At 63.1% G+C, this 25,104-nt stretch carries 21 protein-coding genes and 1 tRNA gene; 18 read left to right on the top strand and 4 right to left on the bottom strand.

The features are described from left to right. The coding region (locus ACZM22_RS06565) for a hypothetical protein (protein ID WP_489543492.1) at positions 1-240 on the top strand (240 nt) is incomplete at its 5' end. Positions 241-518: 278 nt separating this feature from the next. Here ACZM22_RS06565 and ACZM22_RS06560 read toward each other — a convergent pair. The 4 genes from ACZM22_RS06560 to ACZM22_RS06545 all read right to left on the bottom strand — a co-directional run bounded on the left by ACZM22_RS06560 (position 519) and on the right by ACZM22_RS06545 (position 4,450). Further along, positions 519-3,158, bottom strand: coding sequence for a cation-translocating P-type ATPase (locus ACZM22_RS06560; RefSeq protein WP_489543491.1), 2,640 nt, complete (start codon positions 3,156-3,158; stop codon positions 519-521). A gap of 215 nt (positions 3,159-3,373) precedes the next feature. Continuing rightward, positions 3,374-4,048 (bottom strand): DUF2461 domain-containing protein, encoded by a 675-nt coding sequence (locus ACZM22_RS06555; RefSeq protein ID WP_489543490.1) that lies wholly within the window; start codon positions 4,046-4,048, stop codon positions 3,374-3,376. After that, a complete protein-coding gene (locus ACZM22_RS06550) occupies positions 4,045-4,185 on the bottom strand; it encodes a hypothetical protein (RefSeq protein WP_489543489.1) in 141 nt (46 codons plus the stop codon). Before ACZM22_RS06550 ends, ACZM22_RS06555 begins: the two co-directional genes overlap by 4 nt. A gap of 178 nt (positions 4,186-4,363) precedes the next feature. Further along, positions 4,364-4,450, bottom strand: a tRNA-Leu gene (locus ACZM22_RS06545). Between the two features lie 174 nt (positions 4,451-4,624). Between ACZM22_RS06545 and radC the strand changes: the two genes are divergently transcribed. From radC to ACZM22_RS06460, 17 genes are all read left to right on the top strand, one after another. After that, the gene (gene radC / locus ACZM22_RS06540) at positions 4,625-5,299 is read left to right on the top strand and encodes a RadC family protein (RefSeq protein WP_489543488.1); all 675 of its coding nucleotides are present in this window, start codon (positions 4,625-4,627) and stop codon (positions 5,297-5,299) included. Between the two features lie 11 nt (positions 5,300-5,310). Next, positions 5,311-7,275, top strand: a complete 1,965-nt coding sequence (uvrB, locus tag ACZM22_RS06535) for an excinuclease ABC subunit UvrB (protein WP_489543487.1) — start codon at positions 5,311-5,313, stop codon at positions 7,273-7,275. An 11-nt stretch (positions 7,276-7,286) separates the two neighbouring features. Beyond that, positions 7,287-8,183, top strand: coding sequence for a DMT family transporter (locus ACZM22_RS06530; protein ID WP_489543486.1), 897 nt, complete (start codon positions 7,287-7,289; stop codon positions 8,181-8,183). Next, a complete protein-coding gene (locus ACZM22_RS06525; protein WP_489543485.1) occupies positions 8,158-8,850 on the top strand; it encodes a TraX family protein in 693 nt (230 codons plus the stop codon). Before ACZM22_RS06530 ends, ACZM22_RS06525 begins: the two co-directional genes overlap by 26 nt. Positions 8,851-8,863: 13 nt before the next feature. Next, a complete protein-coding gene (gene ybaK, locus ACZM22_RS06520) occupies positions 8,864-9,346 on the top strand; it encodes a Cys-tRNA(Pro) deacylase (RefSeq protein WP_489543484.1) in 483 nt (160 codons plus the stop codon). 11 nt (positions 9,347-9,357) lie between these two features. Beyond that, a complete protein-coding gene (uvrA, locus tag ACZM22_RS06515) occupies positions 9,358-12,183 on the top strand; it encodes an excinuclease ABC subunit UvrA (protein ID WP_484438550.1) in 2,826 nt (941 codons plus the stop codon). Positions 12,184-12,227: 44 nt separating this feature from the next. Further along, entirely contained in the window at positions 12,228-12,563 is a 336-nt protein-coding gene (locus ACZM22_RS06510; protein ID WP_483269006.1) for a hypothetical protein, read from the top strand. Positions 12,564-12,567: 4 nt separating this feature from the next. Then, positions 12,568-14,775, top strand: coding sequence for an SF1B family DNA helicase RecD2 (gene recD2, locus ACZM22_RS06505; protein WP_489543483.1), 2,208 nt, complete (start codon positions 12,568-12,570; stop codon positions 14,773-14,775). After that, positions 14,772-15,437, top strand: coding sequence for a ComF family protein (locus ACZM22_RS06500; RefSeq protein WP_489543482.1), 666 nt, complete (start codon positions 14,772-14,774; stop codon positions 15,435-15,437). The genes recD2 and ACZM22_RS06500 overlap by 4 nt, the downstream gene beginning before the upstream one ends. Before the next feature lie 154 nt (positions 15,438-15,591). Further along, complete coding sequence (locus tag ACZM22_RS06495; protein WP_489543481.1) at positions 15,592-16,623, top strand: rod shape-determining protein; 1,032 nt, start codon at positions 15,592-15,594, stop codon at positions 16,621-16,623. A 145-nt stretch (positions 16,624-16,768) separates the two neighbouring features. After that, positions 16,769-17,959 (top strand): pyridoxal phosphate-dependent aminotransferase, encoded by a 1,191-nt coding sequence (locus ACZM22_RS06490; RefSeq protein ID WP_489543480.1) that lies wholly within the window; start codon positions 16,769-16,771, stop codon positions 17,957-17,959. 101 nt (positions 17,960-18,060) lie between these two features. Further along, positions 18,061-18,723 carry a deoxyribose-phosphate aldolase gene (deoC, locus tag ACZM22_RS06485; protein WP_489543479.1) on the top strand — a complete coding sequence of 221 codons (663 nt, stop codon included), beginning with the start codon at positions 18,061-18,063 and terminating at the stop codon, positions 18,721-18,723. A 20-nt stretch (positions 18,724-18,743) separates the two neighbouring features. Next, positions 18,744-19,460: a purine-nucleoside phosphorylase gene (gene deoD, locus ACZM22_RS06480; protein ID WP_489543478.1), complete on the top strand. Its 717-nt coding sequence runs from the start codon at positions 18,744-18,746 to the stop codon at positions 19,458-19,460. Between the two features lie 208 nt (positions 19,461-19,668). Next, entirely contained in the window at positions 19,669-20,877 is a 1,209-nt protein-coding gene (locus ACZM22_RS06475; RefSeq protein WP_483268121.1) for a BMP family ABC transporter substrate-binding protein, read from the top strand. 234 nt (positions 20,878-21,111) lie between these two features. Beyond that, positions 21,112-22,626 (top strand): ABC transporter ATP-binding protein, encoded by a 1,515-nt coding sequence (locus tag ACZM22_RS06470; protein ID WP_489543494.1) that lies wholly within the window; start codon positions 21,112-21,114, stop codon positions 22,624-22,626. Next, positions 22,623-23,786, top strand: a complete 1,164-nt coding sequence (locus ACZM22_RS06465) for an ABC transporter permease (protein WP_489543477.1) — start codon at positions 22,623-22,625, stop codon at positions 23,784-23,786. Before ACZM22_RS06470 ends, ACZM22_RS06465 begins: the two co-directional genes overlap by 4 nt. After that, positions 23,786-24,727 (top strand): ABC transporter permease, encoded by a 942-nt coding sequence (locus ACZM22_RS06460; RefSeq protein WP_484425044.1) that lies wholly within the window; start codon positions 23,786-23,788, stop codon positions 24,725-24,727. Before ACZM22_RS06465 ends, ACZM22_RS06460 begins: the two co-directional genes overlap by 1 nt. The last annotated feature ends 377 nt before the right edge of the window (positions 24,728-25,104 follow it).

The raw sequence follows: 25,104 nt of genomic DNA, 5'->3' as shown, positions 1-25,104 counted from the left end.
TTCTATGCGGAGAGACAACAGAAAAGGCAGACAGTACAATTGCACTGCCTGCCTAATCCGAGGACACGCTTCAAGGTACCCCTATCAGGAGTAGCGGAAGGTCGCTTCTTTTTTGCTTTAATGCTCATTCAGCGCCAGAAGCTCCGTAATAACGCCGTCCAACAATGGCAGATAACGTCTGTCGATACGACTGATGCGGTCGCCCCGCAGGTCATCGTCACTGCGCTTTGCACCAAATAACACATAGTCCGCAGATAGCCCCAGTATCTATAATCCCAAAACCCACACGCTGCATATCAAAGGGTATTGCCATCATACAGCATACGGTTGTGCCGGTTATCTTGCCTTTAACAGTGAAGCCGAAGCTCTGGCATATGACGGCCGCACTGATCCGTGATACGATTTGTATTGTTAAAAGGAAAATAGCAAGGCCTTCGATGACCTGCTAAAGCGGTACTTCCAACAGATAACAAGGAAGGAGCGGGGCTTTGCCCCGCTCCTTCCTTTTATTCCGCTCTTTACTTCTGCGCTCTTCGCGCCGCGGCGCGGCGCTGGCAGAGCTTCACCAGCTCTACCACGGGAATGACCAGGAACGCCAGCGCCAGCGCGATGCCATACTCCGGCCAGCTCACCGGCGTGAACCCGAAGGCGTTGGCCAGCACAGGTACCTCCAGCACCGCCGTGGTCAGCACCAGCGACCCCGCCATGGCAGCCCACAGCACCTTGTTATGGCTGGGCAGGGAGAACACGCTCTTGCGCTGGGAGCGCATATTGAAGCTGTGGAAGATCTCGCACATGCTCATGGTCAGAAACGCCATGGTCATGCCGTCGTCGGACACGCCCTTGGGCATCTCAAAGTATCCCACCTCCATGCAGTGCCCGATGATGTAGGACACCAGCGTGATCAGGGTGATGAGTACGCCCTGATAGGCGAGATCCACGCCCAGGCCGCCGGCAAACACACCGTCGCGGCTGTCCCGGGGCGGGCGGGTCATGGTGTCCGGCTCCGCCTGCTCCAGTCCCAGCGCCAGAGCGGGGAAGCAGTCGGTGATGAGGTTGATGAACAGCAGGTGTACGGGGTTCAGCAGCGTGAAGCCCAGCAGCGTGGCAAAGAACACGCCCAGCACCTCGCTCATGTTGCTGGCCAGCAGGAACTGGATGGCCTTGCGGATGTTGTCGTAGATGCGCCGCCCCTCGCCCACGGCGGAGACGATGGTGGCGAAGTTGTCGTCGGACAGCACCATGTCCGCCACATTCTTGGTGACGTCGGTGCCGGTGATACCCATGCCCACGCCGATGTCGGCGCACTTGATGCTGGGCGCGTCGTTGACGCCGTCGCCGGTCATGGCGGTGACGGCGCCCCGCCGCCGCCAGGCGTTGACGATGCGCACCTTGTGCTCCGGCTGGACACGGGCGTATACGCCGTACCGGTCGATGACCTGATCCAGCTCATCGTCGGACAGGCCGTCCAGCGCGCTGCCGGTAACGGCCTGGGAGGCGTCGGTGATGATGCCCAGCTCTCTGGCGATGGCCACGGCGGTGTCCTTGTGGTCGCCGGTGATCATCACCGGGCGGATGCCTGCGGCGCGGCACTGGGCCACGGCGTCCTTCACCTCCGGCCGCACGGGGTCGATCATACCGGCAAGGCCGATGAAGCACAGCTGCTGCTCCAGCGCCTGCGGCGTCAGATCCTCGGGCAGACTGTCGTACCGCCGCTCCGCCGCCGCCAGCACCCGCAGCGCCTTGTCGGCCATGGCCTTGTTGTCCGCCAGAATGGCGGCACGCTTTTCCTCCGTCATGGGAAGCACCGCGCCGCCCTCCGTATAGTGGGTGCAGCGGCGCAGCACCTCGTCCGGCGCACCCTTGGTGTACTGTACGAAGCCGCCGTCCGCGCGGTGGATGGTGGACATCATCTTCCGGCTGGAGTCAAAGGGCGCTTCGGCGCAGCGGGGCTGCCGGGCCTCCAGCTGGGGCTTGGGACAGCCGCTGGCCGCGGCAAAATTCACCAGCGCCGCCTCAGTAGGCTCGCCCTGGGCGCCGCCGTCCTCCAGAATGGCGTCGTTGCACAGCGTCATGGCGGCGGCCAGCAGCGGCAGCGGCCCCGTGTGCTCCACCACCGTCATTTTGTTCTGGGTCAGGGTACCGGTCTTGTCGGAGCAGATGACCTGGGTGCAGCCCAGCGTCTCCACCGCGGTGAGCCGCCGGATCACGGCGTGCCGCTTGCTCATGTTGGTAACGCCGATGCTCAGCACCACCGTCACCACCGTGGCCAGCCCCTCGGGGATCGCCGCCACCGCCAGCGATACCGCCACCATAAAGGTGCTCAGGATGGAGGTCAGGGAATAGTCTCCCACTACCACCAGGTCGAAAATAAAGATGAACACGCAGATGGCCACCACCAGCTTGGACAGCGTGGTACCCAGCTGGGTCAGCTTCCGCTGCAGCGGCGTCTCATCCTGTTCCGTCTGGGCCAGCACGCCGGCGATCTTGCCCATCTCCGTGTCCATGCCGGTGGCGGTGATGACGGCGCGGCCGCGGCCGTAGACCACGGTGCTGCCCATGTAGCACATGTTTTTCCGGTCGCCCAGCGGCACGTCCTGCCCTGTCAGCAGCTCCGCCGCCTTGGCGGCGGGCACGCTCTCACCGGTGAGAGCGGCCTCCTCGATCTTCAGCGAGACGCACTCCAGCAGCCGCCCATCGGCGGGGATGGCGTCTCCGGCCTCCAGCACCACCACATCCCCGGGCACCAGCTGGCTGTTCTCCACCACGGTCTGGTGGCCGTCCCGCAGCACCTTGCATTTGGCGGCGGTCATGGTCTGGAGCGCTTCAATGGCGGCCTCGGCCTTGCTCTCCTGCACCACGCCGAGCACGGCGTTCAGCAGCACCACGGCCAGGATGATGAACACCTCCGTGAAGCTCTCGCCGCTGAGGGCGTTGGTGACGGCGCTGATGGCTGCGGCGGCCATCAGCATCAGCAGCATGGGATCCTTCAGCTGCGCCAGGAATCGGCGCAGCAGGGAGGGCTTCTCCGCCTCCTTCAGCTTGTTGGGGCCGTGCGCTGCCAGCCGCGCCGCTGCCTCCGCCGCCGTCAGGCCCAGCGGTGAGGTGTGCAGCTCCTCCAGTACCTCCTGGGGCGAGCGGTTGTAGTCTTTGACCATACAGATTCTCCTCTTTTCGCGTTTCCGTGTCTATCTCGGCATAAAAAAAGACTCATACACAGTTTTCCTGTGTATGAGTCTCATTCTTTCAGGACACATCGGGCGCTGCGCGCCGAGATGACGGTGTGTCCCGCCCCGCCTGCGCGGTGCGGAATTACTCCCTCAAACAATACAACTATATTGTATGGCATCCCACATGTCAAGTTAACATTTTGTTAAGCTTCCGTCGTAGAGGCGCACAGCCGGTCGAAGTAGCGATAGAACGGCATCAGGCTCCGGAACCCATTGATCACGTCCTGCGCCAGCTCCGGCGAGAAGATGCGGTCGTCCAGCGGCACATCGTGCTGCAGATTGATGGATTTCCGATTATACCACGGCCGCAGCAGCGGCGTGGTCTCACCCTTGCTGCGGGCGTACTCCGGCCCTGCGAGGGCAAAGACATCCTGCTTGTTGAACTGCCGCACCAGGCGGCTCAGCTCCTCGGGATGTCGGTCGATGCCCTGGCGATAGGCGGCCATCAGCGCCGGACGGGGGCACCAGAACCCCATGCCGTAGCTGTAATAGTCCGGCGCGATCTCAAAGTAGAACGTGGGCCGCCCCGTCCAGTCCTGATCGCCGGTGCGGATGCAGAACCACAGGTGGTCCTTGTAGGGACCCTGCCCGTGGAGCCGGCGGGCGTCCCGATAGATGCGGGACATTTTCAGCAGGAACGGCTCGTCGGGGAAGACTTCGTGTATGGCGTCGTAGACCTGCTCCGCCAGCGCACGGGTGGGGGAGAGCAGGTGGTTCTGATAGTCCTGCTTGTGGTCCATGAACCAGCCCCGCTCGTTGTTGAAGCGGATGCCCCACAGGAAGTCCACCGTCTCCTGCGTGTAGCCCTGGAACGTCATGCCTGCACCTCCTGTTCCGCCTCCGGCGGCAGATCGCTCGTGCGTCTGAGGCTGATGGACAATGTGGACAGGTTGTGCCGCAGGGCGGAGGCGGCGGGCGGCAGGACGCCTGCCGCAAACAGACCAATATGCTTCATGTCAAAAACCTTCTGATCGAATACTCTATTCCATATTAAGGCGGTGCCTTTAATTTGTGGTCACGATGGTAGCATATCGCGACAAAGAAAGCAAGTGCCGTTTGTGAAGAATTCCGAAACTTTCCCCACCGCCCAACGCGGAAAAAAGCAGGGCACGCGGGGCGTGTCCTGCTTTTTATGGTGCCGGTGACCGGACTCGAACCGGTACGCTGTCGCCAGCGGTGGATTTTGAGTCCACTACGTCTACCAATTCCATCACACCGGCCTGTGACTCGCTCATTATACCGTAGACGCGGCGCAAATTCAAGGGGGAAATTCCCACCGCCGGAAAATAGCGGAAAACAGCGAGGGAAATACCGCTTGTGACATCCGTCATATCGTGGTATACTATATTATTCGAAAAGATGCAGCGAAAACCACGGCGGAGGGAGGGGCATCCATGGGACTGCACGACGGACACCGGCAGCGGGCGAAGGATCGGTATCGCCAACTGGGGGCCGACGCCCTGGCGGACCACGAGCTGCTGGAGCTGGCGCTGTTCTACGCCATCCCACGTCAGGATACCAACGAGACGGCCCACCGCCTGCTGAAGCGCTTTCGCTCCCTGCAGGGCGTATTGCAGGCCACGCCGGAGGAACTGGAGAAGGAGGAGGGCGTGGGTCGGAGCGCCGCCCTGCTGCTGTGCCTGATAGGGGACATCAGCCGGCGCGCCCGCATCACCAGCCTGCCTGAGAAGATATTGAACTCGCCGGACCGCACCGGCGCCTACTTCATGGAGCTGCTGACAGGGCAGAAACGGGAGCTTTTGTATCAGGTGTGTCTGGACGGCAAGGGCAAGCTCCTGACCTGCCGCTGCATCGGCAAGGGCACCGTTTCCGCCTCGCCGGTCCACGTGCGGCAGGTGGTGGAGAACGCCCTGTACGCCGGAGCCAGTACCATCATTCTGGCGCACAACCACCCCAGCGGCGTGGCCCTGCCCTCCGACGCGGATGTGCTGGTGACCCGCCGCATCCGGGAGGCGCTGGCCCCGCTGGGCATCCGTCTGGCCGATCACATCATTGTGGCCGACGATGACTACGTCTCCATGGCGGAGAGCGGATTTTTGCAGAGATAAGGGAGGGCGTCATGCCTGATTTCAAAGTTGTTTCTGAATACAGCCCCGCCGGCGATCAGCCCCAGGCCATCGAGAAGCTGGCGGAGGGGCTGGAGAACGGCCTGCGGGAGCAGGTGCTCAAGGGCGTCACCGGCTCCGGCAAGACGTACACCATGGCCAAGGTCATCGAAAAGGTGAACCGCCCCACGCTGGTGCTGGCCCACAACAAGACGCTGGCGGCTCAGCTGTGCGAGGAGTTTCGGGAGTTCTTTCCCAACAATGCCGTAGAGTACTTCGTCTCCTACTATGACTACTACCAGCCGGAGGCATACATCCCCCACACGGATACCTATATCGAAAAGGATGCCTCCACCAACGAGGAGATCGACCGCCTGCGTCTGTCCGCCACCTGCGCCCTGCTGGAGCGGCGGGATGTCATCGTGGTCTCGTCGGTGAGCTGCATCTACGGTCTGGGCGAGCCGGACGATTTTGCCCGCATGATGATCTCTCTGCGGGTGGGCATGACCATGGACCGGGACGAGCTGCTGCGGCGGCTGGTGGAGGACCGGTACGAGCGCAACGACGTGGCCTTTCAGCGCAACATGTTCCGCGTGCGGGGCGACACGGTGGAGCTGTACCCCGCCTACTACAAGGATCGCGCCATCCGCGTGGAGTTCTTCGGCGACGAGATCGACCGCATCACCGAGTTCCACCCCGTCACCGGTGCGGCGCTGAAGGCTTTGCAGCACGTGGCGGTATACCCCGCCAGCCACTACGTCACCCCCAAGGACAAGCTGGAGCGTGCCGCGGAGGAGATCGAGCGGGAGCTGGCCCGGCAGAAGGCTCTGTTCGAGGAGCAGGGCAAGCTCATCGAGGCCCAGCGCATCGACCAGCGCACCCGCTACGACGTGGAAATGATGCGGGAGCTGGGCTACTGCTCCGGTATTGAGAACTATTCACGCATCATCTCCCAGCGTCCCGCAGGCTCCCCGCCCATGACGCTGCTGGACTTCTTCCCCGACGATTTCGTGCTGTTCGTGGACGAGAGCCATGTGACGCTGCCGCAGGTGCGGGCCATGTACAACGGCGACCATGCCCGCAAGCAGAGCCTGGTGGAGTACGGCTTCCGCCTGCCCTGCGCCTTCGATAACCGCCCGCTGAAGTTCGAGGAGTTCGAGGAGCGGTTCCATCAGGCGGTGTATGTCTCCGCCACCCCCGGAGACTTCGAAAAGTCCCACGCCGATCAGGTGGTGGAGCAGGTCATCCGCCCCACGGGGCTGCTGGATCCCCGGGTGGAGGTACGCCCCATCACCGGTCAGATCGACGATCTGGTGTCGGAGATCCATATCCGGGAGAAAAAGAACGAGCGGGTGCTGGTGACGACGCTGACCAAGCGCATGGCGGAGGATCTCACCGCCCACTTCCGCGGCCTCGGCATCAAGGTGCGGTACATGCACGCCGACGTGTCGGCGCTGGAGCGGATGGAGATCATCCGCGACCTGCGGCTGGGCGAATTCGACGTGCTGGTGGGCATCAACCTGCTCCGGGAGGGACTGGACCTGCCGGAGGTGTCGCTGGTAGCCATTCTGGACGCGGACAAGGAGGGATTCCTCCGCAGCGAGACCAGCCTGATCCAGACCATCGGCCGCGCCGCCCGCAACGCCGAGGGACTGGTGATCCTCTACGCGGATACCGTGACGCCGTCCATGCGCTCGGCCATGGATGAGACGGACCGCCGCCGCAAGCTGCAGGACGACTTCAACCGCGCCCACGGCATCGTGCCCCGCACCATCCGCAAGAGCGTGCGGGAGATGGTGGAGATCAGCCACAGCGCGGAGGACGCCTCCAAGCTGTCGAAGAAGAAGCTCACTGACCGCGAGCGGGCGGAGACCATCGCCCGTCTGGAAAAAGAGATGAAAGAGGCCAGCCGTATGCTGGAGTTCGAGTACGCCGCTCTGCTGCGGGATCAGATCATCGAGCTGCGGGGCCAGAAATAGAGAAAAGGACCATGAACAAGACGATCTCGTATATCTACGTGATCCTCAGCGCCGTGTGCTGGGGCTTTATCGGGTTTTCCAACCGGCTGCTGACAGAGGCGGGTATGACGCTGGGCAACCGGGTGTTCGTCCGGAACTTCGGGACGCTGCTGGTGCTGACGGTGGTGTTCGCCCTGTTCCACAGGCAGGTGTTCCGCATCCGGCTGAAGCACCTGCCCATCTTCCTGGGGTCGGGGCTTATCAGCATCCTGCTGCTGAGCGTGGTGTATTTCCAGTGCCAGACCATGTGCTCGCTGTCGGTGGCGGCGGTGCTGCTGTATCTGGCCCCGTCCTTCGTGGTGCTGGCCAGCGCCGTCCTCTGGAAAACACCCCTGACGAAGGGGAAGATCGCGGCGCTGTGCGTGTCGCTGCTGGGCTGCGTCATGGTCAGCGGCATCTTTGGCGGTGACATGACCGCCTCCTGGGCCGGTATCGGCCTGGGCGTGGTGTCCGGCATGTGCTACGCCAGCTACACCGTGTTCAGCCACTACGGTCTGGCCCACTACGAGAGCTACACTATGATCTACTGGACGTTTCTGGTGGCGGGCCTCGGCTCTGTGTTCTTTGCGGACATCCCGGCACTGCTGCCGGTGTTCCGGCAGCCACAGGGCATTATCGGCGGCATCTGCGTGGTCGTCGTGGCCACGGTGCTGCCCTACATCTTCTACACCAAGGGACTGGAGGGCGTGGAGAGCGGACGCGCCTCCATCATCACCAACATCGAGCCGGTGGTGGAGACACTGGTGGGCATCACCGTGTTCCATGAGGCCCTCACCGTCTGGACGGTGCTGGGCGTGGGCTGTGTCATCGGCTGCGTGGCGCTGCTGGCGCGGGAGGGACGACATGAACGAGAAGCTGCCGCTGAATAGCCTGCACCTGAAGCTGCTGGCCGTGGTCACCATGCTCATCGACCACATGGGCTTTACCCTGTTCCCACACGCCGTGTGGATGCGGGCCGTGGGCCGTCTGGCCTTCCCCATTTTCTGCTTCCTCATTGCGGAGGGCTGTGCCCACACCCACGACAAAAAGCGCTACGCCGGGCGGCTGCTGCTGTTCGCCGTGCTGTCGGAGCTGCCGTTTAACCTGATGTGCAGCGGCCAATGGCTCTCCTGGAACTACCAGAATGTGCTGTGGACGCTGCTCATCGGCGCACTGGTGTGCTGGGCCATGGACTGGGCCAGAACGAGGCCGGAAATGTGGCAGCGGCTGCCAGCGGACGCCGCCATCGCCGTGGGCTTCCTCCTGGGCCAGGTGTGCAATACGGACTACGGCGGCTGGGGCGTGCTGCTGGTGACGCTGTTCTACCTGACCCGCGAGGTCAGGAACCGGTGGGCCATCCAGCTGGTGGGTCTGGCCCTGTTCTGCTGGTTCTGCTCGGCGTGGCGGCTGGAGATGCTGGCCATGCTGTCCCTGATCCCTCTCTGCCTGTATAACGGAGAGCGCGGCTTTTCCAACAAGGCCCTGCAATACGGCTTTTACGCCTTTTATCCCGTCCATATCCTGATTCTGAGCGTACTGGCACGGTACGTGTTCTGAGGAGGTGCCTGTTATGGCAAAGCATAAAGAAGAAAAGACCAACGTGATGCGCACGCTGGACCAGAAGAAGATCCCCTATACCGCTCACACCTACGACCCCGACGGCCCCATTGACGGCGTGTCCGTGGCGGCGGCATTGGGACAGGACCTCGCCCATGTGTTCAAGACATTGGTGACGAAGGGTGCGTCCGGCGGGTACTATGTGTTCGACATCCCTGTGGCGGAGAACCTTGATTTGAAGAAGGCTGCCAGGGCCGTGGGAGAGAAGTCCGTGGCCATGCTGCCCCAGAAGGAGCTGCTGGGCCTGACGGGCTACGTCCACGGCGGGTGCAGCCCCGTGGGCATGAAGAAGCAGTTCCCCACGGTGTTCCACGCCACGGCTCCGCAGTACGACACCGTCTGCGTCAGCGCAGGGAAGATCGGGGCGCAGGTGGAGTGCCGTCCCGGCGACCTCATCGCCCTGCTGCGGGCAAAAACAGCGGATATCATCGTGTAAAGAGGAATACCATGCAGAAGGAAATTTTCATCAAGGGCGCCCGCGAGAACAACCTGAAAAATATCGACGTCACCATCCCCCGGGACAAGCTGGTGGTGCTGACGGGACTCAGCGGCAGCGGCAAGAGCTCGCTGGCGTTTGATACCATCTACGCCGAAGGCCAGCGCCGGTATGTGGAGAGCCTCAGCTCCTACGCCCGTATGTTTCTGGGCCAGATGGACAAGCCCGACGTGGACTATATCGACGGCTTGTCCCCCGCCATCTCCATCGACCAGAAGACCACCAGCAAGAACCCCCGCTCCACCGTGGGCACGGTGACGGAGATCTACGACTACCTCCGCCTGCTGTGGGCGCGGGTGGGCGTGCCCCACTGCCCCAAGTGCGGCAGGGAGATTCGCCAGCAGACGGTGGACCAGATCATCGACCAGATCATGGCCCTGCCGGAGGGTACCCGCATCCAGGTGATGTCGCCGGTGGTGCGGGGCCGCAAGGGTGAACACGCCAAGGTGCTGGAGGACGCCCGCCGCAGCGGCTACGTCCGCGCCCGCGTGGACGGGAACCTCTACGAGCTGTCGGAGGATATCCCGCTGGAGAAGAACCTGAAGCACCATATCGACATCGTGGTGGACCGGCTCATCGTCCGCCCTGATATCGCCCAGCGCCTGACGGACTCCGTGGAGACGGCGTCCAACCTGTCCGGCGGACTGGTGACGGTGAACCTGCTGAAGGAGCAGCAGGACATCACCTTTTCCCAGAACTACGCCTGCGAGGACTGCGGCATCTCCATCGAGGAGCTGACGCCCCGGCTGTTTTCGTTTAACAGTCCCTTCGGCGCGTGTCCCACCTGTACGGGGCTGGGGGTACAGCTGAAGGCCGACCCCGTGCTGATCGTGCCGGACGAGAGCAAGTCCATTCTGGACGGTGCTATCACGGCTCCCGGCTGGGCCTCCATCCGCTCCGATGGCGTCAGCCGGATGTATTTCGAGGCGCTGAGCAAGAAGTATCAATTTTCCCTGCGCCAGCCGTACAGCGAGCTCAGCGACGCGGTGAAGCAGGTCATCCTCTATGGCACCGGCGGCGAGAAGCTGGAGCTGCACTACGACCAGCCCCGTGGCAAGGGCGTGCTGCATCAGGCGTTTGAGGGCATCTGCCACAATCTGGAGCGGCGGTATAACGAGACACAGAGCGAAGCCAGCAAAAAGGAGATCGAGGAGTACCTGTCCCAGTGTCCCTGTCCCGCCTGCAAGGGCCGCCGCCTGCGGCCGGAGGCGCTGGCGGTGACGGTGGGCGGTCTGTCCATCTTTGATGCCACGGAGCTGCCGGTGGATCAGGCGCTGCCCTTCTTCAACGGTCTGGAGCTGACGGGCAACCAGCAGCTCATCGCCGCCCAGATCCTCAAGGAAATTCGGGCGCGGCTGGGCTTTTTGCAGTCCGTGGGACTGAGCTATCTCACCCTGTCCCGTGCCTCCGGCACATTGTCCGGCGGCGAGAGCCAGCGTATCCGTCTGGCCACCCAGATCGGCAGCAGCCTCATGGGCGTGCTGTATATTCTGGATGAGCCGTCCATCGGCCTGCACCAGCGGGACAACGACAAGCTGCTGGCCACGCTGTGCCGCCTTCGGGATCTGGGCAATACCCTGATCGTGGTGGAGCACGACGAGGATACCATGCGCGCCGCCGACTGGCTCATCGACATCGGCCCCGGGGCCGGCGCACTGGGCGGGCAGGTGGTGTCCGCCGGTACGCCGGAGCAGGTGATGGCCGACCCCAACAGCCTGACAGGACAGTACCTCAGCGGCAAAAAGCGCATCGAGCTGCCGGCACACCGGCGGGAGGGAAACGGCAAATTCCTGACGGTGCGGGGCGCACGGGAGAACAACCTGAAAAACATCGACGTCACCTTCCCGCTGGGCACGTTCATCTGCGTCACCGGTGTCAGCGGCAGCGGTAAAAGCTCGCTGGTCAACGAGGTGCTGTATAAGAAGCTGGGGGTGGAGCTGAACCGCATGAAGGCCCGCCCCGGTAAGCACGACCGCATCGAGGGCATGGAGCATCTGGACAAGGTCATCGCCATCGACCAGAGCCCCATCGGGCGGACGCCCCGTTCCAACCCCGCCACCTATACGAACCTGTTCAACCTGATCCGCGACCTGTTCGCGTCTACCCAGGATGCCAAGGCCCGGGGCTACGGGCCGGGGCGGTTCTCCTTCAACACCCGGGGCGGCCGGTGCGAGGCCTGCGGCGGCGACGGTATGCTGAAGATCGAGATGCACTTCCTGGCGGACGTGTACGTTCCCTGCGAGGTGTGCCACGGCAAGCGCTACAACCGCGAGACGCTGGAGGTGCGCTACAAGGGCAGGAACATCGCCGAGGTGCTGGATATGACGGCACGGGAGGCGCTGGACTTCTTCTCCGCCGTGCCAAAAATTTACGAGAAGCTGCAAACGCTGTGCGACGTGGGACTGGGCTATGTGAAGCTGGGCCAGCCCTCCACTACCCTGTCCGGCGGCGAGGCCCAGCGGGTCAAGCTGGCCACGGAGCTGAGCCGCCGCGCCACGGGCCGCACCATCTATATTCTGGACGAACCCACCACCGGCCTGCACGCCGACGATGTGCGCAAGCTGCTGGACGTGCTGCAGCGCCTCACCGATGCGGGCAACACGGTGCTGGTCATCGAGCACAATCTGGACGTTATCAAATGCGCCGACTATATCGTCGATCTGGGACCTGAGGGCGGCAGCGGCGGCGGTACGGTGGTGGCCTGCGGCACACCGGAGCAGGTGGCCGCCGTGGAGGCGTCCTACACCGGACAATATCTGAAGAAATATCTGAAATGACGCCTGCACCCTCCTGTGCATACACTGTGGCAGGGGGTGACGGCATGGAGATCTGGCAGGACGGCGTGCTGGCCGGACTGGCGGCCGTGGGACTGACGGCCATTCTATGGCTGCTGGCGGGACTGCTGTTCCGCCGCAGGGAGCGTCTGCTGGACGCGGTGTATCTGGTGCCGCTTTCCGGCGGTGCGGAGCAGCTGGACATGACGCTGCGGGAGCTGTCGCGGGAGCGAGCGCTGCCGGTGGTGCTGGTGGACTGCGGACTCACCGCTGCGGGCCGCCAGCGGACGGAGCTGCTGACCGGCGGCGCCGGCGCGGTGCTGGTGACGCCGCAGCAGCTGACAGACCTTTATACGAAGAAAGAAAACGCGCAGGGGAGGTAAGCATATGGGCCAGCGCTGTACCGTGGAGGGCGCCGTACAGTCGGTGATCTTTCAGAACGAGGAAAATGGCTATACGGTGCTGACGCTGATCGTGGACGGACAGGAGGAGCCTGTCACCGTGGTGGGCTGCATCCCCTGCGCCGCCGCCGGCGAGGGCATGACCGTCACCGGCGTCTGGGTGGAGCACCCGACCTACGGCCCGCAGCTGACGGCGGAGAGCGTGGAGCGCCGCATGCCGCAGGAGGCCCGGGACGTGGCGGCCTATCTGGGCAGCGGCATCCTCAAGGGTGTGGGGCCCGCCACGGCCCAGCGTCTGGTGGACCGCTTCGGCGCCGATACCCTGCGGGTCATCGAGGAGGAGCCGGAGCGGCTCCAGACCCTGAAGGGCATCACTGCCAAGCGGGCCATGGAGCTGTCCGCCGCCCTGCGGGCGCTGACGGGTCTGCGCCAGGTCATGGAGTTCCTGGCGCGGTACGACCTGCCGGTACATCTGGCCATGGCGGTGCAGCGCACCTACGGCGACGGGGCCATGCAGGCCCTGCGGGACGATCCGTACCTGCTGAGCCGCCGTCAGTACGGCGTGGACTTCGCCGTCACCGACGCCATTGCCCTGAGCATGGGCTTCAGCGGTGACGACCCCTGCCGTCTGGACGCCGCCGTGCTCTATGAGCTCAGCCACAATCTGAACAACGGCCATGTGTTCCTGCCGCGGGAGAAGCTGGTGCTGGCGGCATCTCAGCTCATCGGCGTGGAGCCGGACACGGTGGAGCTGGCGCTGGACAAGCTCATTCAGCGCTATGCCGTGGTGGAAAAGCCCATCGCCAACGTGACAGGCTGCTACCTGCCCCGCCTGTATCAGGCGGAGACCTTCGTGGCCCAGCGCCTGCTGTCCATGGTGCAGACGCCGGTGGAGCGGCTGGTGCGGGTGGATAAGACCATCGCCGACATCGAGCGTGAGCAGGGCGTGAGCTACGCGCCCCTGCAGCGTCAGGCGGTGGCGCTGGCGGCGGACAGCGGCGTGCTGCTGCTCACCGGCGGCCCCGGCACCGGCAAGACCACCTCCCTGCGGGGCATCGTCACGCTGTATGAGCGGATGGGCCTTGACGTGCTGCTGCTGGCCCCCACGGGGCGAGCAGCCAAGCGGCTGGGGGAGGTGACGGGCCGGGAGGCCCAGACCATCCACCGCTGCCTTGGCATGAGCTTCAACGAGCTGACGGGGCAGGTGACATTCAAGAAGAACGCCAAGGACCCGCTGGAGGCCCACGCCGTCATCGTGGACGAGATGAGCATGGTGGATCTGGAACTGATGCAGGCGCTGCTGGAGGCGCTGCGCCCCAGCTGCCGGCTGGTGATGGTGGGGGACCCCGACCAGCTGCCCTCTGTGGGCGCGGGCAACGTGCTGGGCGACATGCTGCGCAGCGGCGCCATCCCCGCCGTATCCCTGACGCAGGTGTTCCGTCAGGCAGAGCAGTCCGCCATCATCCGCAACGCCCACGCCGTCAACGTGGGCCAGCCGCCGTGCCTTGACAGCAATCAGGGGGACTTCTTCTTCCTGTGCCGCCGCTCGCCGGACCGTCTGGTGCAGACGGTGGTGGAGCTGTGCCGCGACCGCCTGCCCAGAAGCATGGGCGTGGAGCCGGGGCAGATCCAGGTGCTGTCCCCCACCCGCAAGGGCGAGTGCGGCACTGTGAACCTCAACCGCGCCCTGCAGGCGGCGCTGAACCCGCCCGCCCGTGATAAGCGGCAGAAGCAGTGGGGCGACATGGTGTTCCGCACCGGTGATCGGGTCATGCAGACCCGCAACAACTACGATGTGCTGTGGACGAAGGACGACGGCACCGTGGGCAGCGGCATTTTCAACGGCGACGTGGGCGTCATCGAGGACATCGACCCCGCCGGCGAGCTGCTGACCATCCGCTTCGACGACCGCACCGCCGTCTACACCGCCGACCAGCTGGCGGAGCTGGACATGGCCTACGCCATGACCGTACATAAGTCCCAGGGCAGCGAGTATCCGGCGGTGGTGCTGGTGTCCGCCCCCGCCGCGCCGTCCCTGATGGTCCGCGGCGTGCTCTACACCGCCATCACCCGGGCCAGAAAGCTGCTGGTGCTGGTGGGCGACGATGTGACGCCGGTGAAAATGGCCGCCAACGACCGGCAGCAGCGGCGGTACAGCGGCCTGCGCCGCCGATTGAAGGAGGGAATGGCATGAGCGTCAACGATCAGCTGGACAAGCTCCAGCGCAGCCTGCTGGATTTCTTCTTCCCACGGCGCTGTCCCTTCTGCGGACGGGTCGTGGGCAAGGCACTGCTGTGTGAGACGTGCGAAAAGGAACTGCCATACAGCCGCGAGGTACGCACCGGTACATTCGGCCGCTGCGCCGCGCCGCTGTACTACGAGGGCGCGGTGCGGGAGACCATCCTTTCCTTCAAGTTCAAGGGCCGCACCGAGGCGCTGGACTGCTTCGGCAGTCTCATGGCCCGGACGGCGGCGGAGACCTTCTCCGGTGAATTCGATGCCGTGACCTGGGTGCCGGTCAGTGCCAAGCGCCTGCGGAAGCGCGGCTTTGACCAGGCGCGGTATCTCTGCGCCAGCCTCTGCGTGGACTGGCACACCACGCCGCAGGAGACGCTGCGGAAGGTGCGGGACAACCCGCCCCAGTCCGGTCTGGAGGACGCGGCGGCCCGCCGCGCCAATGTGCTGGGCGTCTACGAGCCGGTGTCTCCGGCGGACATCGCAGGAAAGCGCTTCCTGCTGGTGGACGATATCCTGACCACCGGCGCCACGCTGGGCGAGTGCGTCCGCGTGCTGAAGGCCGCCGGCGCGGCGGACGTGGTATGCCTGACGCTGGCCATGACGCCGCCGCAGCCGTGAGCGTATGGAATGGCGGAAAACCGTGCAGAATGGAAATGTGAACATTTGATGACATGGCGGAAAACCCTATTGCAAAAACGGGGCCCTGCCGGTATAATGATATTTCAGAGAATAGGGCAGTCATGCCATACAAAAGATATGAGGTGCATTGGTTATGTGTTCGTTTGCGAAGGATATCGGTATCGATCTGGGCACCGCCTCGGTGCTGGTTTATGTAAAGGGAAAGGGCGTCGTGCTCAATGAGCCGTCGGTGGTGGCCATCGACAAGAACACCGGCAAGCTGCTGAAGGTGGGCGGCGATGCGCAGGCCATGCTGGGCCGTACCCCCGGCAACATCGTGGCCATCCGTCCCCTGCGGGAGGGCGTCATCTCCGACTACGACATGACGGAGCGCATGCTCCGCGAGTTCCTGCACAAGATCACCGGCGGCTTCCAGCTGTTCAAGCCCCGTGTCATCATCTGCGTCCCCTCCGGCATCACGGAGGTGGAGGAGCGCGCCGTGGTGGATGCGGGCATTCAGGCCGGCGCCCGCCGCGTGTACCTCATCGAGGAGCCGGTGGCCGCGGCCATTGGCGCGGGCATCGACATTGCCAAGCCCGACGGCCACATGGTGGTGGACATCGGCGGCGGCACCAGCGACATCGCCGTCATCTCCCTGAGCGGCGTGGTGGAGAGCGCCTCCATCAAGGTGGCCGGCGACCAGTTCAACGAGTCCATCGTCAAGTATATGCGCCGCAAGCACAACGTGCTGGTGGGCGAGCGCACCGCCGAGCTGATGAAGATGGAGATCGGCTGCGTGTTCCCCAAGGAGCAGGAGACGTCCATCGAGATCAAGGGCCGCTGCCTGATGACGGGCCTGCCCAAGGTCATCACCGTCACCTCCACCGAGATGCTGGAGGCGTTTGAGGAGCCGGTGGAGCGCATTCTGGAGGCCGTCCACGGCGTACTGGAGCGCACCCCGCCGGAGCTGGTGGCGGACATCTCCAACAACGGCATCGTCATGACCGGCGGCGGCAGTCTGGTGGACGGCTTTGACCGCCTGATCGAGGCCCGTACCGGTATTCACACCGTGGTGGCGGAGGATGCCATTTCCTGCGTGGCGGAGGGTACCGGCAAGAGCCTGGACTCCCTGAACTCCATGACGGACGGCACGGTGAATCTGTCCCGCCGGCGGCAGATGAACTGACTTGAATGCGAAGAAAGCGGCCGCAGGCCGCTTTCTTTCTTCTTTATTCAAGGCTATTCAACATTTCACCCCTTGCGTTCTCACGATAAAAGCGTTACGATGGTCAAAGCGGATGCGATTTCAGTTTATTAAGGAGGCAACGAGCATGAAGTTTTCCAGCAAAGCTCTGAAGTGCGGCCTGTCCCCCATGCGTAAGTTCCACCCCTACGCGGTGGCGGCAGAGGCCAGGGGCAAGAAGATCTATCACCTGAATATCGGCCAGCCCGACATCGAGACGCCCAAAGCATATTTCGAGGCCGTGCGGCATTTCGACCTGCCGGTGCTGGCTTACGCGCCGTCCCCCGGCATCCCCGAGCTGATCGCCGCCATCCGGAAGTACTACGACGATCTGGGCATGCACTTCGAGACCGGTGATATCCTTATCACCAACGGCGGCAGCGAGGCCCTGCAGATCGCCATGAACTGCATCCTGGACGACGGCGACGAGATCCTGATCCCCGAGCCGTTCTATCCCAACTACAACACCATGGCCTACACCTGCGGCGCAAGCATCCACCCCATCCCCACCTCTCCCCATGACGGCTACCACTACGCCGACCGCGCCAAGGTGGAGGCGGAGATCAACGAGCACACCCGCGCCATCATGGTCACCAACCCCGGTAACCCCACCGGCGCCGTGCTGACGCCGGAGGAGATGCGCATGATGGTGGACATCGCCAAGGAACACGACCTGTTCATCATCGGCGACGAGGCGTACCGCGAATTCGTCTACGCCGGCGAGCCCCTGCAGTCCATGGGCCAGTTCGACGACGCCGCCGAGAACGTCATCGTCATCGACACCGTCTCCAAGCGGTTCTCCGCCTGCGGCGCCCGCATCGGCTGCATGATCTCCCGCAATAAGGAGCTGATGGCGCAGGCCATGAAGTACGCCCAGTGCCGTCTGTCCGTGCCCACCATCGATCAGGTGGCCGCCGCCGCGCTGTACAGCGTGGGCCCCGACTACTTCGCCGCCGTCCGCGAGGAGTATAAGCGCCGCCGCGACACGGTCATCAGGAAGCTCCACGAGATCCCCGGCGTGGTGTGCGAGTGCCCCCGCGGCGCCTTCTACGTCATGGCTGCCCTGCCCGTGGACGATGCCGACGCCTTCCAGAAGTGGCTGCTGGAGGAGTTTGACGACAACGGCGATACCGTGATGTTCGCCCCCGGCGAGCCCTTCTACGCCACCCCCGGCAGGGGCAGGAACGAGATCCGCATTGCCTACGTGCTGAAGCAGGCGGATCTGGAGCGTGCCATGGACCTGCTGGCCAAGGGCATCGCCGCCTACAACGCCCGCTGACTTCCACACAACTCCCCGCCCCGGCGGGGAGTTGTGTTTTCCGCTCCGCTGTGGTACAATACCCCTGTATGAGCAAAAAATTTCCGAAAAGGAGCTTTTTTATGAACGAAGAACTGAAAAACATCCTGAGCCGTGTGGATCACACGCTGCTGTCCCAGACCGCCACGTGGGCAGAGATCCGGGCCATCTGCGACGACGGCGTGAAGTACGGCTGCGCCAGCGTCTGCATCCCCGCCAGCTATGTGAAGCAGGTGGCGGAGTATGTGTCCGGCAAGATCGCCGTCTGCACCGTCATCGGCTTCCCCAACGGCTACGATACCACCGCCGCCAAGTGCTTTGAGGCCGCCGACGCCGTGAAGAACGGTGCGTCCGAGATCGACATGGTCATCAACATGGGCTGGGTCAAGGACGGCCTGTACGACCGGGTGCTGGAGGAGATCAAGGCCGTCAAGGAGCATTGCGGCGGCAAGCTGCTGAAGGTCATCATCGAGACCTGCAAGCTCACCGACGCCGAGAAGATCGAGATGTGCCGCGTGGTGTCCGAGTCCGGCGCGGACTATATCAAGACCTCCACCGGCTTCGGCGGCGGCGGAGCCACCCGCGAGGATGTGGCGCTGTTCAAGGCCCACGTGGCCCCGCACGTGAAGATCAAGGCCGCCGGCGGCATCGCCGACCTCAATGACGCCAGAGATTTCGTGGCGCTGGGCGCGGACCGCCTGGGCACCAGCCGCATCGTCAAGGCCGTCAAGGCCATGGAACAATAATGATATAAGGAGGAATCACTATGCCTACCCCCCACAACAACGCCGCTAAGGGCGATTTCGCCAAGACTGTTCTCATGCCCGGCGACCCCCTGCGCGCCAAGTTCATCGCGGAGACGTTCCTGACCGAGCCGAAGCTGGTCAACAATGTCCGCGGCGTGCAGGGCTACACCGGTACCTACAAGGGCGTGCCTGTCTCCGTTATGGCCAGCGGCATGGGAATCCCCTCCATCGGTATTTACTCCTACGAGCTGTATACCCAGTACGACGTGGAGAACATCATCCGCGTCGGCTCCGCCGGCGCCATGCGCGCCGATCTGGAGCTGGGCAGCGTGGTGGCCGGTCAGGGCGCCTGCACCAATTCCAGCTTTGCCGACCAGTACGAGCTGGGCGGCGCTTACGCCCCTATCTGCGACTTCGACCTGCTGATGGCCGCCGTGGAGAGCGCCAAGGAGCTGGGCGTGAAGATGCCCGTGGGCAACCTCTACTCCTCCGACACGTTCTACGATGCCGCCGGGCGCAATATGCGCTACGCCAAGATGGGCGTCATGGCCGTGGAGATGGAGGCCGCCGGTCTGTACTGCACCGCCGCCTACACCGGCAAGCGTGCGCTGGCCATCTGCTCCATCTCCGATAATCTCATCACCGGTGAGGAATTGTCCGCCGACGACCGCCAGACTACCTTCACCAACATGATGAAGATCGGCTTGGAGATCGCGGTGAAAATGGCCGCCAAATAAGCGCATTTGTGTATATGACAAAAACAGAATGTAAATAATTTGCAAAATTTGTTTACATTGTCTTTACAAAACGCGGAATTTGCTTGCCAAAAGCAAACGAATCTGCTATAATGCACACTGCCCATAGAGGGGCCTGTCCCCCTGCGGGAGCAGAACGGTTTTCCCGCCTCTGGCGTGAAAATAAAAATTTTAGGAAGGTAGATTCAGAATGATGAAGAAGTTTCTTGCGCTGATGCTGGCTCTGGTCATGGCACTGTCTCTGGTAGCCTGCGGCCAGAAGAACCAGGATTCCAATGGAACCTACGACACTGACAAAGATACCGATGTTACCGATGTCGCGTACAAGGTCGCTATGATCACCGACTACGGCGATATCACCGACCAGTCCTTCAACCAGACCACCTACGAGGCCTGCAAGGCTTTCGCGGAGGCCAACGGTGTGGACTTCCAGTACTTCAAGCCCGCCGGCGATAACACCGCCGACCGTGTGGCCATGATCGAGAGTGCTGTCGATCAGGGCTACAACGTCATCGTGATGCCCGGCTACGCCTTCGGCGCCGCCATCGCGGAGACCGCCCCCAAGTTCTCCGATGTCAAGTTCATCGCGCTGGACGTGTCCGCCGGTGACCTGGGCGAGGGCTTTGAGGTTCCCGCCAACCTGTACTGCGCTGTGTATCAGGAAGAGCTGTGCGGCTACATGGCCGGCTACGCTGCTGTGAAGCTGGGCTACAAGAACCTGGGCTTCCTGGGCGGCATGGCTGTCCCCGCTGTCCAGCGCTATGGCTACGGCTTCGTGCAGGGCGTTGACGCCGCTGCCGCCGAGCTGAAGCTGACCGACGTCAAGGTCAACTATGCTTACGGCAACCAGTTCTTCGGTGATGCCGACATCACCGCCGCTATGGATACCTGGTACGCCGGCGGCACCGAGATCGTGTTCGCCTGCGGCGGTGGTATCTACACCTCCGCTGTTGACGCCGCCAAGAAGGTCGAGGGCGCCAAGGTCATCGGTGTTGACGTTGACCAGGCTGCCGTCATCGCCAACTACGCCGCCGGCGAGGGCGCTGATGCCGCCACCGTCGAGGGCTACAAGGCTCTGACCGTCACTTCCGCCATGAAGGGTCTGTATCCCGCCACCTTTGACACTCTGACCGATGTCATCGTCAACGGCAACTGGGAGAAGTACTCCGGCAAGATCGACACGCTGGGCCTGGTGTCCGCGGATGATCCTGCTGCCAACTATGTCCAGATCCCCATGGAGTCCACCCAGTGGGCGGACGGCAAGTTCACTCAGGATGACTACAAGGCTCTGGTGAAGGCCATGTTCGACGGCACTCTGACCGTCAGCAACGACATCACCAAGGCTGCCAAGGACTTTGCCACCGTCATCACCGTGGACGATCAGGGCAACATCAAGTAAGTCCGTACTTACCGATAAAAAACAGAGGCTGCCTCGGCGGCCTCTGTTTTTTTACGCACCTGCCGGAAAATGTCGTTACCGGTAACGCCTCGCCTATGAAAAAACTTTGCTTTATGAGGAAAAGTATAGTATACTAAACCTATTATCATGGTTTCCGTCCCCGCAGACAGCGAAAAGCGGCGGGCCATAAAACGGAAGGAGGGCGAAAGCTTGGATACACCGTATGCCATCGAAATGCTCCATATCACCAAACGGTTTCCCGGGATCATCGCCAATGACGACATCACCTTACAGGTGAAAAAGGGCGAGATCCACGCCTTACTGGGCGAAAACGGCGCCGGCAAGTCCACGCTGATGAGCGTCCTGTTCGGCCTGTATCAGGCGGAGGAGGGCACCATCAGGAAGGACGGCGTGGAGGTCAGCATCAAGGACCCCAACGATGCCAACGCGCTGGGCATCGGCATGGTCCACCAGCACTTCAAGCTGGTGGAGTGCTTCTCCGTGCTGGACAATATCATCATGGGCGTGGAGCCCACGAAGCACGGCTTTCTCCAGAAGAAGGAAGCCCGGGAGCGCGTACTGGCCCTCAGCGAGAAGTACGGCCTGAAGGTAGACCCCGACGCGCTGATCGAAGACATCACCGTGGGCATGCAGCAGCGCACGGAGATCCTGAAAATGCTGTACCGCGAGAACGAGATACTTATTTTCGATGAGCCCACGGCGGTGCTGACGCCCCAGGAGATCGATGAGCTCATGGAGATCATGCGCAGCCTGGCGGCGGAGGGCAAGTCCATTCTGTTCATCTCCCACAAGCTCAACGAGATCATGGCCGTGGCGGACCGCTGCACCGTGCTCCGCAAGGGCAGGTACGTGGGCACCGTAGAGACGAAGGACACCACCATGGAGCAGCTTTCCGCCATGATGGTGGGCCGGAACGTCAACTTCCACGTGGAGAAGAAGCCCTCCACCCCCGGCGACGTGGTGCTGGACGTGGAGCACATGACTGTGGCCAGTAAGGTACATAAGAACAACGCCGTCAAGGACGTGAGCCTCCAGGTCCGCCGCGGCGAGATCGTCTGTATCGCCGGCATCGACGGCAACGGCCAGACGGAGTTCGTCTACGGCCTGACGGGTCTGGAGCCCCTGACCTCCGGCAAGATCAGCCTCTGCGGCCACGACATCACCCACGCCCCCATCCGCAAGCGCAGCCTGCTGGGCATGTCCCACATCCCCGAGGACCGTCATAAGCACGGTCTGGTGCTGGACTACACGCTGGAGGACAATCTGGTACTCCAGCGCTACTTTGAGCCGGAGTTCACCGACAAGGCCGGCTTCCTCCGCCGCGATAACATCCGCAAGTACGCCCAGCGGCTCATCGACCAGTACGATGTCCGCAGCGGACAGGGTCCCGTCACCGTGGCCCGCAGCATGTCCGGCGGCAACCAGCAGAAGGCCATCGTGGCCCGCGAGATCGACAAGGACCCCGAGCTGCTGGTGGCGGTCCAGCCCACCCGCGGACTGGACGTGGGCGCCATCGAGTATATCCACAGCCAGCTGGTGGCCGAGCGCGACAAGGGCAAGGCCGTGCTGCTGGTATCGCTGGAGCTGGACGAGGTCATGGACGTTCCCGACCGCATCCTGGTCATGTACGAGGGTGAGATCGTGGGCGAGTTGGATCCCAAAAAGACCACGCAGGAGGAGCTGGGTCTGTACATGGCCGGCGTCAAGAGAGACGAGGTGACGGCATGAAAAAGAACCTTCTGAAAAATAATGGTATCCAGTCCCTGCTGGCCAGCCTGCTGTGCGTGGTGCTGGGCATGCTCATCGGCTACATCGTGCTGCTGTTCATCAACCCCGCCGGTGCCGGCGAGGCCATTGCCACCGTCATGAAGAACTTCCTGACGTACAGCCGCCCCGATACCCAGATGAAATATCTGGGCAACACGCTGGTCAAGACCGCGCCGCTGCTGATGTGCGCCCTGGCCATTCTGTTCGCCTATAAGGTGGGCCTTTTCAACATCGGCGCCGCCGGCCAGTACTGCGCCGGCGTGGCACTGAGCCTCTACGCCGCGCTGGCGTGGGGATGGAGCTGGCTTCCCTGCGTGCTGCTGGCCATGGCGGGCGGCGCGCTGCTGGGCGCCGTCTCCGGCCTGCTGAAGTCCTACTGCAACGTCAACGAGGTCATCTCCGGCATCATGCTGAACTGGATCGTCCTCTACCTCACCAACATGCTCCTGACCAACGTTAAGGAGGTGGCCAGCCCCTACACCGTGGTGCTGGCGGATACCAACCCCAGCGCGCTGCTGCCCTCCCTTGGCCTGGGCGCTCTGTTCAACGACAACAAGTATGTGGGCATCTCCATCCCCCTGTCCGTGATCATCGCTATTCTGGTGTGGGTGGTGCTGGAAAAGACCCGCTTCGGCTACGAGCTGCGGGCCACCGGCAGCAACAAGAACGCCGCCAAGTACTGCGGCATGGCGGAGAAGCGCAACATCATCCTGACGCTGATGATCTCCGGTGCGCTGGCGGCGCTGGGCGCGGCCATGTTCTACCTCACCGGCTATGAGCAGTGGCAGTGTACCGCCTCCTCCGTGCCGGGCATGGGCTTCAGCGGCATCGCCGCCGCGTTTCTGGGCGGACTGCACCCCATCGGCACCATTCTGGCCTCTTTCTTCATCCAGCACATCACCGCCGGCGGCGCGTATGTGGATAAGACCATGTACTGCGCTCAGATCTCCGATCTGATCGCCGCCGTCATCATCTACCTGTGCGGCTTCGTGCTGTTTATGAAGTACGCCATGAACAACGCCATCGCCCGCCGCGAGGAGAAGGCCATCCAGAAGGCCAAGGCGGCGGAGCAGGCCGCTGTCCCAACGGACAGCACTGACAAGAAGGGAGGCGATCAGTAATGGTACTGCTGCTGCAATACACTCTGACCTTCGCTTCCGTGCTGATCCTGGTGGCTCTGGGCGGCTGCTTCTCGGAGCACTCCGGCGTCATCAACCTGGGTCTGGAGGGCGTCATGATCATGGGCGCCCTGGGCGGTGCGCTGGCCATGCGCTACCTGTCCACCGACACCTCCACCTTCCTGATGATCGTGGTGGTCCTGCTGGCCGCCGCCGTGCTGGGCACCATCTATTCCAGCCTGCTGGCCGTGGCCTGCATCAACTTCAAGGCGGACCAGACCATCGTGGGAACGGCCCTGAACATGCTGGGCACCGCCGGTGCTACCGTCATTGTCAAGGCCATCAACACCGCCGCCAACCCCGACGACGTGTCCTCCACCATCCAGTACGCCGGCGCCAAAAAGGCGTTTCTGGTGAACATCGGCTCCTTTGAGTTCAGCTGGTTCATGCTGGTGACGCTGCTGCTGCTGATCGCGGCCTACGTGGTGCTGTACAAGACCCGCTTCGGCCTGCGCCTCATGGCCTGCGGCGAGCATCCTCAGGCAGCGGACTCCGTGGGCATCAACGTCTATAAGATGCGCTGGGCCGGTGTCCTGATCTCCGGCATGCTGGGCGGTCTGGGCGGCATCGTGTTCATCACCGCCGGCGTGTCCGAGTGGCGCTTTGAGTACGGCGTGGCCGGCTTCGGCTTCCTGGCACTGGCCGTCATGATCTTCGGCCAGTGGAAGCCCACCCGCATCGCGCTGGCCGCCCTGCTGTTCGGCCTGTTCCGCGCCCTGTCCAATGTTTACGCCGGCTTCGACTTCCTGAAGGCGTTGAACATCCCCAGCGGCGTGTATAACATGATGCCCTACATCATCTCTCTGGTGGTGCTGGCGTTCACGTCCAAGAAGTCCCGCGCTCCCAAGGCCGAGGGTATCCCCTACGACAAGGGCCAGCGCTGACCCACAGCCCGACACAAGTACAAGTAAAAGACACCCTCTGTGCCGATGGCGCAGAGGGTGTCTTTTACGCTGTGGATATCCTCCCGCCCCTGGCAGGGGCGGCGTCCCCGACGGCCCGCGCATGCTTTCTCCATGTCTCCGGCGTGGGTTACTCCGCGTCCCCGGGCACGGGTCACTTTTGGCCGCAGCCCCAAAAGTGACCAAAAGGCCTGCTTGAAACCGCAGGTTTCAAGACTTCCCGCGCGCCTGACCGCGCCGAGACCCGTCACCGCGTACCCCGCGAAAACCAAAACGCTGCACATCGCCGTACACCGAATCGCCCACCGTCCTCTCTCTGCTGCCGCTCCCACGTCCCGCACGGAAATACCGTGTCCTAC

This window comes from Vescimonas sp., from assembly GCF_057856985.1.
This window is presented reverse-complemented; position numbering and strand designations above follow the sequence as displayed.

Excerpts from the sequence above, each read along its gene's own strand:
- ACZM22_RS06560 (WP_489543491.1), bottom strand. The coding sequence starts at position 3,158 with ATGGTCAAAGACTACAACCGCTCGCCCCAGGAGGTACTGGAGGAGCTG.
- ACZM22_RS06555 (WP_489543490.1), bottom strand. The coding sequence starts at position 4,048 with ATGACGTTCCAGGGCTACACGCAGGAGACGGTGGACTTCCTGTGGGGC.
- ACZM22_RS06550 (WP_489543489.1), bottom strand. The coding sequence starts at position 4,185 with ATGAAGCATATTGGTCTGTTTGCGGCAGGCGTCCTGCCGCCCGCCGCC.
- radC (WP_489543488.1), top strand. The coding sequence starts at position 4,625 with ATGGGACTGCACGACGGACACCGGCAGCGGGCGAAGGATCGGTATCGC.
- uvrB (WP_489543487.1), top strand. The coding sequence starts at position 5,311 with ATGCCTGATTTCAAAGTTGTTTCTGAATACAGCCCCGCCGGCGATCAG.
- ACZM22_RS06530 (WP_489543486.1), top strand. The coding sequence starts at position 7,287 with ATGAACAAGACGATCTCGTATATCTACGTGATCCTCAGCGCCGTGTGC.
- ACZM22_RS06525 (WP_489543485.1), top strand. The coding sequence starts at position 8,158 with ATGAACGAGAAGCTGCCGCTGAATAGCCTGCACCTGAAGCTGCTGGCC.
- ybaK (WP_489543484.1), top strand. The coding sequence starts at position 8,864 with ATGGCAAAGCATAAAGAAGAAAAGACCAACGTGATGCGCACGCTGGAC.
- uvrA (WP_484438550.1), top strand. The coding sequence starts at position 9,358 with ATGCAGAAGGAAATTTTCATCAAGGGCGCCCGCGAGAACAACCTGAAA.
- ACZM22_RS06510 (WP_483269006.1), top strand. The coding sequence starts at position 12,228 with ATGGAGATCTGGCAGGACGGCGTGCTGGCCGGACTGGCGGCCGTGGGA.
- recD2 (WP_489543483.1), top strand. The coding sequence starts at position 12,568 with ATGGGCCAGCGCTGTACCGTGGAGGGCGCCGTACAGTCGGTGATCTTT.
- ACZM22_RS06500 (WP_489543482.1), top strand. The coding sequence starts at position 14,772 with ATGAGCGTCAACGATCAGCTGGACAAGCTCCAGCGCAGCCTGCTGGAT.
- ACZM22_RS06495 (WP_489543481.1), top strand. The coding sequence starts at position 15,592 with ATGTGTTCGTTTGCGAAGGATATCGGTATCGATCTGGGCACCGCCTCG.
- ACZM22_RS06490 (WP_489543480.1), top strand. The coding sequence starts at position 16,769 with ATGAAGTTTTCCAGCAAAGCTCTGAAGTGCGGCCTGTCCCCCATGCGT.
- deoC (WP_489543479.1), top strand. The coding sequence starts at position 18,061 with ATGAACGAAGAACTGAAAAACATCCTGAGCCGTGTGGATCACACGCTG.
- deoD (WP_489543478.1), top strand. The coding sequence starts at position 18,744 with ATGCCTACCCCCCACAACAACGCCGCTAAGGGCGATTTCGCCAAGACT.
- ACZM22_RS06475 (WP_483268121.1), top strand. The coding sequence starts at position 19,669 with ATGATGAAGAAGTTTCTTGCGCTGATGCTGGCTCTGGTCATGGCACTG.
- ACZM22_RS06470 (WP_489543494.1), top strand. The coding sequence starts at position 21,112 with ATGCTCCATATCACCAAACGGTTTCCCGGGATCATCGCCAATGACGAC.
- ACZM22_RS06465 (WP_489543477.1), top strand. The coding sequence starts at position 22,623 with ATGAAAAAGAACCTTCTGAAAAATAATGGTATCCAGTCCCTGCTGGCC.
- ACZM22_RS06460 (WP_484425044.1), top strand. The coding sequence starts at position 23,786 with ATGGTACTGCTGCTGCAATACACTCTGACCTTCGCTTCCGTGCTGATC.